Annotated in this window: 12 protein-coding genes and 2 other annotated features; of the genes, 10 read left to right on the forward strand and 2 right to left on the reverse strand. The window is 39.6% G+C overall.

What is annotated here, in order from left to right; translation table 11 throughout:
* Window positions 1-36: 36 nt before the first annotated feature.
* The 6 genes from ACTU7M_RS08205 to ACTU7M_RS08230 all read left to right on the forward strand — a co-directional run bounded on the left by ACTU7M_RS08205 (window position 37) and on the right by ACTU7M_RS08230 (window position 7,151).
* Complete coding sequence (locus ACTU7M_RS08205; RefSeq protein ID WP_443473905.1) at window positions 37-948, forward strand: ketopantoate reductase family protein; 912 nt, start codon at window positions 37-39, stop codon at window positions 946-948.
* A gap of 14 nt (window positions 949-962) precedes the next feature.
* Window positions 963-2,777, forward strand: coding sequence for an oligoendopeptidase F (gene pepF, locus ACTU7M_RS08210; protein WP_443473906.1), 1,815 nt, complete (start codon window positions 963-965; stop codon window positions 2,775-2,777).
* Window positions 2,778-2,856: 79 nt separating this feature from the next.
* Window positions 2,857-3,085: a binding site (T-box leader), on the forward strand.
* Between the two features lie 151 nt (window positions 3,086-3,236).
* A complete protein-coding gene (locus ACTU7M_RS08215; RefSeq protein WP_443473907.1) occupies window positions 3,237-4,085 on the forward strand; it encodes a transporter substrate-binding domain-containing protein in 849 nt (282 codons plus the stop codon).
* 12 nt (window positions 4,086-4,097) lie between these two features.
* A complete protein-coding gene (locus ACTU7M_RS08220; RefSeq protein ID WP_443473908.1) occupies window positions 4,098-5,462 on the forward strand; it encodes a cyclic 2,3-diphosphoglycerate synthase in 1,365 nt (454 codons plus the stop codon).
* A 40-nt stretch (window positions 5,463-5,502) separates the two neighbouring features.
* Window positions 5,503-5,728 (forward strand) — a binding site (T-box leader).
* Window positions 5,729-5,785: 57 nt separating this feature from the next.
* Window positions 5,786-6,436, forward strand: a complete 651-nt coding sequence (locus tag ACTU7M_RS08225) for an amino acid ABC transporter permease (RefSeq protein WP_443473909.1) — start codon at window positions 5,786-5,788, stop codon at window positions 6,434-6,436.
* Window positions 6,429-7,151 carry an amino acid ABC transporter ATP-binding protein gene (locus tag ACTU7M_RS08230; protein ID WP_443473910.1) on the forward strand — a complete coding sequence of 241 codons (723 nt, stop codon included), beginning with the start codon at window positions 6,429-6,431 and terminating at the stop codon, window positions 7,149-7,151. Before ACTU7M_RS08225 ends, ACTU7M_RS08230 begins: the two co-directional genes overlap by 8 nt.
* A 59-nt stretch (window positions 7,152-7,210) precedes the next feature.
* Here ACTU7M_RS08230 and ACTU7M_RS08235 read toward each other — a convergent pair whose 3' ends face one another.
* The gene (locus ACTU7M_RS08235; protein WP_443473911.1) at window positions 7,211-7,762 is read right to left on the reverse strand and encodes a TIGR01440 family protein; all 552 of its coding nucleotides are present in this window, start codon (window positions 7,760-7,762) and stop codon (window positions 7,211-7,213) included.
* Between the two features lie 223 nt (window positions 7,763-7,985).
* Here ACTU7M_RS08235 and ACTU7M_RS08240 point away from each other — a divergent pair, with 223 nt between their 5' ends.
* Window positions 7,986-9,371: a uracil-xanthine permease family protein gene (locus ACTU7M_RS08240; RefSeq protein ID WP_443473912.1), complete on the forward strand. Its 1,386-nt coding sequence runs from the start codon at window positions 7,986-7,988 to the stop codon at window positions 9,369-9,371.
* 260 nt (window positions 9,372-9,631) lie between these two features.
* The gene (locus ACTU7M_RS08245; RefSeq protein ID WP_443473913.1) at window positions 9,632-10,108 is read left to right on the forward strand and encodes a hypothetical protein; all 477 of its coding nucleotides are present in this window, start codon (window positions 9,632-9,634) and stop codon (window positions 10,106-10,108) included.
* Here ACTU7M_RS08245 and ACTU7M_RS08250 read toward each other — a convergent pair.
* Window positions 10,085-10,525, reverse strand: a complete 441-nt coding sequence (locus tag ACTU7M_RS08250) for a YaiI/YqxD family protein (RefSeq protein WP_443473950.1) — start codon at window positions 10,523-10,525, stop codon at window positions 10,085-10,087. The two genes, ACTU7M_RS08245 and ACTU7M_RS08250, sit on opposite strands and share 24 nt — an antisense overlap.
* A gap of 154 nt (window positions 10,526-10,679) precedes the next feature.
* On the opposite strand from ACTU7M_RS08250, the gene ACTU7M_RS08255 reads away from it, so the two are divergent.
* Window positions 10,680-11,846, forward strand: coding sequence for a hydroxymethylglutaryl-CoA synthase (locus ACTU7M_RS08255; protein ID WP_443473914.1), 1,167 nt, complete (start codon window positions 10,680-10,682; stop codon window positions 11,844-11,846).
* Window positions 11,847-11,936: 90 nt separating this feature from the next.
* Window positions 11,937-12,482 carry an NADPH-dependent FMN reductase gene (locus ACTU7M_RS08260; RefSeq protein ID WP_443473915.1) on the forward strand — a complete coding sequence of 182 codons (546 nt, stop codon included), beginning with the start codon at window positions 11,937-11,939 and terminating at the stop codon, window positions 12,480-12,482.
* Window positions 12,483-12,558 lie beyond the last annotated feature (76 nt).

The raw sequence follows: 12,558 nt of genomic DNA on the forward strand, positions 1-12,558 counted from the left end.
AATGGACAGATATCTTACAACAGAAGGAGGAATCTTATGATAAAGAATGTCGCTATTATAGGTTTGGGAGCACTGGGTATTATGTATGCCGATCATTTCACTGAGAAAATTGGAATGGAGAATGTTCGGGTTGTTGTAAACAAGGAAAGAAAAGAACGCTATGAAAAAGCTGGCATTTTTTCGAATGGTAAGCGTTGTGACTTCAATTACGTTGACGAAGCGTTAGAAGGAGAACCCGCTGACCTGGTCATTTTTGCAGTCAAAGGTACCAGTCTGGAAAGTGGAATTGAAACCGCACGCAACCAAGTAGGTTCCAACACCATTTTGATTTCTGTCTTGAATGGGATTGCCAGTGAAGAAGAATTAGCGAAGGCTTTTGGTAACGACAAGATTATTCACTGTGTGGCGCAAAGTATGGATGCTGTCCGTGAAGGGAATGAACTTCGTTATAAACTTATGGGTGAATTACGCATTGGGGCTGATAGTCCAGAAAAACAAGCCCGCTTGGATGCTTTGACAGCATTTTTTGATCAAACAGCCTTTCCCTACACTGTTGAAGCAGATATTGAATACCGCATCTGGAAAAAATTTATGCTGAATGTGGGAGTGAACCAGGTTTTGATGGTCACTGAAGGAACTTACGGGACTGTAAAAAAAGACGGACCAGAACGTGACTTAATGATTGCGGCTATGAAGGAAGTCCTTCCTGTTGCCCAAGCAGAAGGTGTTCAACTTACCGAACAGGATTTAAAAGATAACTTGGCACTGATTGATCCTTTATCCTCTAACAACATGCCATCCATGCGTCAGGACGGATTGGCTAGACGTTATTCGGAGGTCGATCTTTTTGCCGGAACTGTATTGGAAAAAGGTGCACGCCATCATATTGAAACACCGACAAACCGTTATCTATACGATAAAGTTAAAGAAATAGAAGCCACTTACTAGAAGGAGATTATCACATGGAGAAACAAGAACTTAAGCACCGCTCAGAAGTACCTGTAGAATTAACTTGGGATTTGGATGTCTTATTTGCATCCCGCGAAGAATACGATACAGCTTTGAAAACAATGCAAGCAGATGTCGCTACCTTTGCGGAAACATATGCAGGTAAATTGGCTGATGAATCCACAATCATTGAATCGATTCAAGCTTATGAAGCCATCATGACGCAAATTTCTGTTTTATATCACTACGCTTCACTACCGGCAGCAACTGATTTAACCAATGCGGACAACACGCAGATTTCACGCCAATTTGACAATGTGATGGCAGATGTTTCGGCAGCCCTGTCGTTCTACGATTCTGAATTGACACAAGTTGAAGAGGTGACTTTGGATGCCGTTGCAATGAAAGAACCACGTTATGCCTCTTTCGTTCGTCATACAAAAGCAAATAAACATATCCAATTAAACCCAGAAGTTGAAAAAGCGTTGGCACAACTTTCTGCGACCTTATCCGCACCGGAAGGCATCTACGACCAAGCGAAACTGGCAGATATGGACTTCGGTACATTTACTGTTGATGGAGAAGAATACCCATTGAGTTTTGTTTTGTATGAAGATTTTTACATGTATCATACTGATACAAAGATTCGTCGTGCCGCATTCGATGCTTTCTCAAAAGTTTTGAAAAAATATGAAAATGTTATCGCCCAAACGTATTATACAAAACTACAAACGGAAAAAACGTTGGCCACGATGCGTGGATTCGATTCGATTTTTGATTATCTTTTATATGATCAAGAAGTGGATCAATCTTTGTATAACCGCCAAATCGACGTTATTATGTCCGATTTAGCACCGGTTATGCGCAAGTATATTACGCATTTGAAAGAAGTCCAAGGTCTGGATAAAGTAACTTATGCTGATTTGAAAATTGATTTGGACCCTGAATACTCACCAAAAGTGACAATTGAAGATTCTAAAAAAATGGTTGAAGAATCCATTTCCATTTTAGGTAAAGAGTATACAGAGATGATTATGAAGGCATATCCAGAACGTTGGGTTGATTTTGCTCAAAACACCGGTAAATCAACAGGTGGATTTTGTACAACCGTTTCTGCGAATAAAGCACATCCATACATTTTGATGTCGTGGACGAATCATTTAAGTAATGTCTACACCCTGATTCATGAATTTGGTCATGCTGGCCAAGGTATCATGGCATCTGAAAATAACGCGGTAGTAGGGGATAGTCCCTCTCTATACTTGATTGAAGGTCCATCCACTTTCAACGAATTATTACTGACAGATTCCTTGACCCGTAATACCGATGATGCGCGGATGGAACGTTTTGCTTTGACAAAAATGATGTCTGATACATACTTCCATAACTTTGTGACGCACTTGTTGGAAGCAGCCTATCAACGTGAAGTATATAAATTAATTGACGCCGGTATGGGCTTCGATGCACAAAAATTAAGTGAGTTGAAACGCAGTGTACTGGAACAATTCTGGGGAGATGCTGTTGAGATAAATGCTGGAGCAGAACTAACTTGGATGCGCCAACCGCATTATTATATGGGATTATATCCATACACTTACTCAGCGGGTCTAACAATTGCAACACAGGCATTCTTGAAGGTTAAAGAAGAAGGCCAACCAGCAGTTGACCGTTGGTTGGAATTTTTGAAAACAGGGGACACCTATATTCCCGTTGATGCTGCAGCAATTGCTGGAGTAGATATCACAACAGATAAACCATTGAAAGATACAATAGCTTACCTGGACCGTTCGGTGAATCGTATGATTGAATTGACCAAAGAAATAAAATAATTTAAAAAAATAAAAAAATAATGTTGACAATCTCATTTGAATCTAATAATATACATTCAACACCAAAAACTTAATAAAGAAAAAATCAATGATAAAGAGAGTAAATTGGATTGTTTTATTTCAGCGAGTCAGGGTAGAGTGGAAGCCTGTCAATAAAAAACCAATTGAAACGCACTTTATCGATGAAGAGGTGAACCTAAGTAGCTTCTTCCGCAGATCATGCGTTATTACAATGAGGTGGATATGCCATGAGCATGTCAACTAGAGTGGTACCGCGGATTCAACCAATATATGAACCCGTCTCTTGCAAATAGCAGGGGACGGTTTTTTTGTGCATATAATTTCTGACAAAGGGGAAATGAACCATGATGATGAAGCGACGAAGTAGCTTATTGAAGTAATTAATAATTTTATCGAGAAAATAAAAAACACACAAACATACCCCAGGAGGAAATAAAAATGAAAAAGAATTTAATTAAAGGTTTTGTAGGAATTATGAGTGTAGCAATTTTAGCGGCATGTGGAGCAGATACAGCAGAAACGAGCGAGAGTTCGCAAGCATCAAGTGCTACAGGCGATAAAATTGCCCAAATTCAAGAAGCTGGCGTTCTTCACATGGTAACTTCAGCTGACTGGCCGCCATACGAGTGGCACTTGATTGAAGGCGGAACAGATACAATCGTTGGTTTCGATGTTGATATCGCAGAATATATTGCTGATGAACTTGGCGTAGAATTAAAGATTACGGACATGGACTTTGATGGCCTGATTCCAGCGGTATCAACCGGAAAAGCTGATATCATTATGGCGGGTATGAACCCTACACCTGAAAGATCAGAAAGTGTTGATTTCTCAGATATCTACATCGAAGAAACGGATGTCGTTTTAATCAAGGCAGAAGACGCTGAAAAATATTCAACGCTTGAAGGTATTGAAGATATGAAATGGGCGACTCAAAAAGCAACAGTCCAAGAAGATTTCATCAAAGAAACATATCCTGATAATTACTTACAATCAGTTGGTCAATGGGGAACAGCGATTCTATCTTTGAAAACTGGAAAAGTAGATGGCATTTTGATGGTCGATGCAGTTGCTGAACAATATGTGAAACAAAATCCAGACTTGGCAATCGCAACAGCACCAATCGAAAGTACACCTAATGCTTCTGCAATTGCCGTTCAAAAAGGAAATGAAGAGTTAGTCGAAAAAATCAATGAAATCCTTACAGAACTTGAAGAGTCCGGTAAAAAAGAAGAATTTTACAACAAAAATACAAAATTGATGGAAGAGAAAGTATCTGCTGAATAGGGGGAAAATAGCATGACTAAAAAAAATATCATTATAATCGGTGCAGCTGGCCGTGATTTCCATAACTTCAATACTTACTATCGCGGTAATGAAAACTACAACGTGGTAGCTTTTACAGCAACGCAAATCCCGGATATCGACGGGCGTCAATACCCAGCTGAACTTGCGGGTGAATTATATCCAGCCGGAATTCCAATTTATTCACAAGAACAATTACCACAGTTGATTAAAGCGTTGCAAGTTGAAGAGTGTGTTTTCTCTTATAGCGATGTCCATTATGAAACCGTAATGGGCGTTGGGGCTATAGTAAATGCTGCTGGTGCAGATTTCTCCTTGCTTGGACCGACTAAAACACAACTAAAAAGTAATAAACCGGTTATCTCTGTAACTGCGGTACGTACTGGAGCAGGAAAGAGTCAAACTTCCCGTAAAGTAATCGAAACACTGATGAACAAAGGCTTGAACGTGATTGCGATTCGTCATCCGATGCCTTATGGAGACCTTAACGCACAACGTGTGCAACGTTTTGCATCGGTTGATGATTTACAAAAACATCATTGTACCATTGAAGAAATGGAAGAGTATGAGCCACACGTAGCACGTGGAAATGTTATTTACGCAGGAGTAGATTATGCTGATATTCTGGCTGCTGCGGAAAAGGATCCAAATGGCTGTGATGTTATTTTGTGGGATGGTGGAAATAATGACTTTTCATTCTATGAGCCTGATTTAAGCATTACAGTTTTAGACCCACATCGTCCTGGACATGAATTAAAATATTATCCGGGTGAGATTGCTTTACGTACTGCTGATGTTGCCATCATCAACAAAGTGGATAGTGCCACCCAAGATGCCATCGCAACCGTAGAGCACAACGTTCAAGCCGTTAATCCGACGGCAACAATCATTAAAGCTGATTCGACTATAACAGTTGAAAATCCAGATTTAATCAAAGGTAAAAAAGTACTGGTAGTGGAAGATGGTCCAACCTTAACGCACGGTGAAATGTTAATCGGTGCAGGATCAGTCGCAGCAGAACGTTATGGTGCAGCTGAAATCGTTGATCCACATCCGTTTGCCGTTGGTAAAATTGTTGAGACTTTTGAAAAGTATCCACATGTTAAGAATATCCTGCCAGCAATGGGATATGGTGATGAGCAGTTAAAAGACTTGGAAACTACCATCAACAATACTGATTGTGATGCTGTTATTATCGGTACCCCAATCGATTTGTCTCGTATCATCTCGATAAATAAACCATGCACACGTGTTCATTATGATTTGGAAGAAGTAACAACACCAGATTTGGATGCTGTTTTGGAAGATTTCATTGTGGCTCATAAGTTAAGTGGAAATAAAGCATTGACAAATAATTAAAACATAAATAGAATACTCAAGTAATACAAAATTAAATATCAAAAAATCAATGATAAAGAGAGTAAATTAGAATTTTTTCTAAAAGCGAGTGAGGAGAAGGTGTAAGCCTCATAGAAAGATCTGGTTGAAGCGCACTTTATCGATGAAGAGGTGAACCTTGAGTAGCTTCTTCCGCAGAACAAGCGTTATGTCAATGAGGTGGGTATACCAAGTGTATATTAACTAGAGTGGTACCGCGGATTAAAGAACTTTGACCCGTCTCTTGCAAATGCAAGGGACGGTTTTTTTATTTATTTTTTTAGAAAAGGAGCTATGAACGGATTATGTCTATCGAATTTCTACAAACATATTTGCCCTTATATTTCCAGGGTGCTGGTTACACAATTGCGCTATCATTTTTCTCGGTTATTTTAGGGGTGTTACTTGGAACCGGCTTGGCTTTAGCAAAAATGTCTCCTAAAAAGTTATTGAGCAAACCAGCAAATGCCTATATTCAAGTGATACGTGGTACACCCTTAATGGTGCAATTATTCATTATTTACTACGGACTCTACACTTTAAATATTGATTTACCTGACTTCGCGTCCGGCGTCATTACGATTTCATTAAACTCAGCGGCTTATATTGCTGAAATTATCCGTGCCGGTATTCAAGCCGTTGACAAAGGACAAATGGAAGCTGCGCGTTCCATAGGAATGAATCAAAACTTGGCCATGAGTAAAATTATCTACCCGCAAGCACTAAAAAATATATTACCTGCCTTGGGTAATGAATTTATTACATTGATGAAAGAATCTTCCATCGTTTCCGTTATCGGCATGCAGGACTTGATGTTCAAATCGAAAGTGGTGGCAGGTGCAACTTTCATGCCATTTACCCCATACTTGATTGCAGCTGTATTCTATTTTGTATTGACAAGTATCTTTACAAAACTACTTGAAATCTATGAAAGAAGGTTAAAACAAAGTGATTAAGACTGTTAACTTAACTAAATCGTTTGGTGATAAAGAAGTATTAAAAGGTATAAACGAAGAGGTCAAAGAGGGCGAAGTAGTCGTTATTATTGGACCTTCAGGATCCGGTAAGAGTACTTTATTAAGATGTTTAAACTTGCTTGAAACACCTACTTCGGGAGACATCGTTTTTGAGGAAACCATTATCAATCAACCAAAAGTAAACATTGATGCCATTCGCACCAAAATGGGGATGGTATTCCAAAGTTTTAATTTGTTTCCTCATCTAACGGTTTTAGAGAACATTACGATCGGACCAAGAGAAATCAACAAAAAGAGTGTCACTGAAGCGAAAGAAATTGCAATGGAATTGTTGGAAAGTATGGGCTTGGCTGAGAAAGCAGCTGTTTATCCTAAGTCTCTTTCAGGTGGGCAACAACAACGGATTGCAATTGCGCGTGCTTTGGCAATGCAACCAAGCATGATGTTGTTTGATGAACCGACTTCAGCTTTGGACCCGGAAATGGTTGGCGAAGTATTGCAGGTAATGAAGAAATTAGCAAACAACGGCATGACCATGATTGTAGTTACGCACGAAATGGGCTTTGCCCGTGAAGTAGGGGACCGGGTTATTTTTATGGATGACGGTATGGTTGTTGAAAAAGGAACACCCGAAGAAATTTTTGATCATCCGCAAAACGAACGGACACAAAACTTCTTGTCGAAAGTATTATAGAATACTTCAAATAAAAGAACCCCCGAATGATCACTCCGTGATTCATTTGGGGGTTCTTTTTAGCTTAATTTTTCATCATAGTGTGCGCGCTCACCGCCGATTGATTTCGGACGGGTGCGGGCAGCGGCAAGAATAGCGCCACCGATGTTTTTTATAGATAGGCGAACGGGTACGACTACGGGTACCATGTGCATACCAATAAAAGTTTGACCGATGTCGAGGCCTGCTTTGGCTTCAATTTCCTCAACTAAAACGGCATTTTCCATACCGTAATACGCTGCTGTAGCAAAGCTACCACCAGCATGTAGATGTGGAACTGCATTCACAATTGGATAACGATTTTCTTTCGCCAGGGATTTTTCAATGACTAATGAACGGTTCAAATGCTCACAACATTGGGCTGCAAGATGCAACTGATTCTCACGTAAAACTTTTTGTGCGGTTTCAAAAATAACTTTACCGGTTTCTTCACTGGATGCAGTGCCAATTTTAGCACTGTTCACTTCGCTGGAAGAACATCCAATCACGACGATATCACCATCTTCAAGTTTAGCCACCGCAATTAATTCACGCAAAGCTGTTTCAACTTGAAGTCTAATTTCTTCTAACATCTTTCATTCCTCCATTCCTCGTAACCATTATCTTACAAAATTACCTATTTGTCATTGTTCAGATTTTGGAACCCCTTTATGAGTAAAATCTAATAAAAAAACCGCAATGTTCGGTTTTATACTATTTACAATTCCTTTATTAGTGTCTATAATAACGATATTCTTAATAATAACAAATAAAGATGGCTTGATAATTAATAATGTTCGTATTTAGGAGGAAATTATGGAAACGAAATTGACGAAGCCAGCTGTAATGCTTAATAAGAAAGCGACAGTTGAAAATACAGAAAATACAGATTTAATTTATGGGGTGGACGACACTCCCGATTTCTTGACGACAACCGTTCTTGGTTTTCAAAATGTCATTACATCATTTGGTGGATTAGTAGCGGTACCTTTAATTATTGCTGGAATGGCCGGATTTGGTATTACCGATACAGCTTACCTTGTAAGTGCCGCTTTATTGGTTTCAGGGATTGTATCGATTATCCAATCAAAAGGATTTGGACCTAAAGCGTTCCGGGTAGGTGCTGGACTGCCCACAATCATGGGTACCGACTTTGCATTTGTTGGTCCTGCTGCTTCTGTTATTGCAACAGGCGGTATCGCTGCTTACTTTGGCGGAACAATGTTGGCATCTCTACTTGAACTAGGCATGAGTTACTTCATTAAACCATTAATGAAATTCTTTCCACCTGTTGTAACAGGATCCGTTATCACTTTGATGGGGATGACGTTGATGTCAGTAGCGATGGAGTGGGCAGCAGGCGGTGTTGGCTCTGCAACATACGGTGCACCAATGAACCTTGCAATTACAGCTATTGTTTTCTTGATTATCGTTTTGATCAATCACTATGCAGGTAAAAAATTCGCACCGCTAGCTGTATTGTTAGGGGCAGCTATTGGTTACATCATTTGTATTCCGCTAGGGATGGTTGATTTCCAACAAGTCAGTGATGCAAGTTGGTTCGCATTGCCACAGATTTTCAAATATGGTATTTCATTCAAATTAGAATACGCATTGCCTTTCTTGACAGGCTATCTTGTAACAATTATTGAAACAGTTGGCGTTATGCAAACGCTTGGTCAAGTAACTAAGACAGAATTAAAAGATGAAGATATCGCTGCAGGTGTTCGTGCCGATGCAGTGGGTTCATGGATCGGACCTGTCTTTGGTTCAGGCCCAACAGCAACTTTCAGCCAAAATGCTGGTTTGATTCCAATGACAAAAAATGCTTCTCGTAAAGTTGCGATTGCAGCTGGCTTTATCATGATTTTAATGAGTTTATTCCCTAAATTTGCAACGTTGGTTTCAATCATGCCGATGCCTGTTTTAGGTGGAGCTGGATTACTGATGTTTGGTAACGTTGCAGCAGCTGGGATTCAATCACTATCTCGTGTCAAATTTGATAATCGTAATATGCTGATTTGTGCAGGGGCAATTGCTGTTGGACTAGGTGTCTCCTTCCGACCAGAAGTAACGGCCGGGTTACCAGGTTTCTTGAGTGGTTTATTCTCATCGGGGATTTCTGCTGGGACAATCGTAGCTTTGCTATTGAATATTATCCTGAAAGAAAAAGAAGTAGAAGTTGCAGAAACTGCAGCTTAATCTAAAGAGGAGTGGGACAAAAGGCGTTTAGCCCCGAATCACTGGAGCGAATAAGCGCAAGATGGTCGCAGGCCATCTGAGCATTATTCGTGAAGTGGCGTCGGGGCTGCCTTTTGTCGCACGTTTAGAATACAGATATTCGTATACAGGAAGGAGGGTGAGACAAAAGTCTCACCCTCTTTTTGTCGCATACTTTTAAAAGGAAGTTTCCTTCCATATATGGTATTCTTTTCCTACGAAAGCTGAAAGAAGGAATAGTCATGTTATATAGATTTGAAAATGGTAAAGAAGCACAATTAATAATTGATACTGAAATTAACGTAGCAAAATCCAACGTTTGGCAATTACTGGCTACTACAGAAGGTCTTATCCAGTGGTTTCCAGAAATGCAGGCGGAAAATTTACCAGAGGATGGGAAACTATCCTTTGTACAAGGCGATTTTTACGAAGAAATGCCGCTTCTGGAGTATGTAGAAGAAGCCATTCTCAGTTATGAATGGGCTACAGGACGGGTAAGTTTTAATCTCAAGGAAGTAGACCCGGACAAAACAATCGTTCATTTCCAAGAATTTCTTCCTTATAATTTTGAAAACTTGGCGCAAGATTTGGCCGGATGGACCATGAAAATGGAACGCTTAAAGGCTGTCTCAGAAGCTGAAACCTATGATTTTAATCAGGAATTGTTCGCAGAACGCAAAAAAGAATTTGAGGCATTATTGAGCAAGCGTATGAATTAATAGTGACCTGAATTTTTGTGCGTCTTCCTGAGTAAAAGGTTTTGGGCCTTTTGTACGCTTCCCGCTTTTTCGTATTTGTGCACTTAAATAGCGAGATTCCAGTAAACCAACAATATTATTTTTATCGAATTGGAACCCTTTATGATGAAGGACGATAGCTTTTTTACCTAATGCTAAGGAAGCCAGTCCGTAATCCTGGGTAATTAAGATATCATCTTTATTAAGAAGCTGCATGATTCGATAATCTGCAGCTTCTTTTGCAGAATCGACGTAAACTGTTTCAACGTGTGAAGGATTCACTTTATTGGAAAAGTGGGCATAACTCGCTACCAGAACAACAATCAAATCGCGTTTTCCAGCTTCTTCTATAACGATATCTTTCACTGGACTTGCGTCACTATCGATAACAATTTTAATAATAATCATTCCTTTCGTATCCATTATTTTAACATGGATAACAAAATCTAAAATAGCAAACATTGAAAATTGTATAAATATCGGTAAAGTTGCTTGTTTTATACTCCAAAACACTTTAACATGATAATAAATACTTATAGAAAGAGGAAAATGTATGAATATAGGTATAGATAAAATAGGATTTTATGCACCCCCTTATTATGTAGACATGGTTGAATTAGCAAATGAGCGTGGTGATGATCCAGGCAAATACACAGTTGGAATCGGTCAGGAACAGATGGCTGTTACACCTCTGAGCCAAGATATCGTATCGATGGCAGTGAATGCAGCATTACAAGTTATCGATGATACGGATCGGAATAAAATTGATTTGGTTATTGTTGGAACAGAGAGTGGCTTTGATGCGTCTAAATCAGCGGCTGTTTATGTGCACGAATTATTGGGAATTCAACCACATGCCCGTTCTTTTGAAATCAAGCAAGCCTGCTACGGCGCAACTGCTGGACTACAGATGGCAAAAGATTATGTAACACTTCACCCAGATCGTGCAGCCCTGGTCATTGGCTCTGATGTTGCGCGCTATGGTTTGGCGACTGGTGGAGAAGTTACCCAAGGTGGTGGGGCTATTGCAATGTTTATCACTGCAAACCCACGTATTTTAACATTGGAAGCTGATGCTACTTTCTATTCCCGCGATATTATGGATTTCTGGCGTCCGAGTTATTCAGAATATGCAATGGTGGATGGACAGTATTCAAATGAACAATACGTTGCCTTCTTCGCTGAAGTCTGGAAAGCTTATAAAGAGAAAACCGGTCGTACGCTATCGGAATTTGAAGCACTGTGTTTTCACTTGCCTTATACAAAGATGGGTAAAAAAGCATTGAGCCAGGTATTAACAGAAACTGATTATGAAAAGCAACAAGCGTTAATGAATCACTATCAAGCAAGTACAGTGCTAAACCGCAACGTCGGAAATATTTATACAGGTTCCTTGTACCTAAGCTTACTTTCGCTTTTGACAGCAAGTGAAGCATTAGAAGCTGGGGATCGGATTGGTTTGTTTAGTTATGGTTCAGGTGCGGTTGGGGAATTTTTTAGTGGTACTTTAGTAGATGGTTATCTAAAAAATTTACCAACAACTAAAATCAAAGAATTATTTGCAAACCGCAAACAAATATCAGTATCCCAATACGAGGATATTTTTTCTAAAGTGCTACCGCAAGACGGCAGTGAATTAACAATACCAGCTGAAGAAGATGCTTCACCAGTTCGTTTAGTAGCTGTGAAAGAGCATAAACGTTTTTACGGTATTGGCTAATCGCAAATCATCATGCTTGTTATTTCTAATTCGAAATGTTAATGTTATAGATGTAAGGCAATATTACGACATTAGAAAGGGAGTTTTTTGATGACTAAATATGGTGTAGTAGTTGGATCAATTCGTGAAAATTCTTTCTCAAAAACATTAGCAAATGGTATTGTGGCAGGACTACCTGAGGATGCAGAGGTAACGTATCTCGAAATTGATAATTTACCACTTTATAATCAAGATTATGATGCTGATTCTCCAGAAGTCTATACGAAATTCCGTGAATCAGTGGCTGCACAAGATGCAATCATTTTTGCAACTCCAGAACATAATCGTAGTATTCCCGCAGCCTTGAAAAACGCCCTGGATGTTGCATCTCGTCCGTGGGGACAAAATGTATGGGCTGGCAAACCAGCTTTGGTTGCTTCGCAATCAATATCCGGTCTAGCAGCATCTTTGGCAAACCATGCGTTACGCCAAGCATTGACTTTCCTGGATATGCCAACACTTCAACAACCAGAAGTTTATATAGGTAATGCTGGCGAATTGTTAGGGGAAAGCGGTGAAGTTGCTAACGAAGACACAGCTGCATTCTTGAAAGAAGTTGCAGAAACGTTCGCTGAATTTGCAAAAAAATTCCAATAAACTAATTAAAAGAAGGAGGGTGAGACAAAAGTCTCACCCTCCTTCCTGTATACGAATATCTGTATTCTAAACGTGC

It is taken from the genome of Jeotgalibaca sp. A122 (genome assembly GCF_052266715.1).
Taxonomy (GTDB): Bacteria; Bacillota; Bacilli; order Lactobacillales; family Aerococcaceae; genus Jeotgalibaca.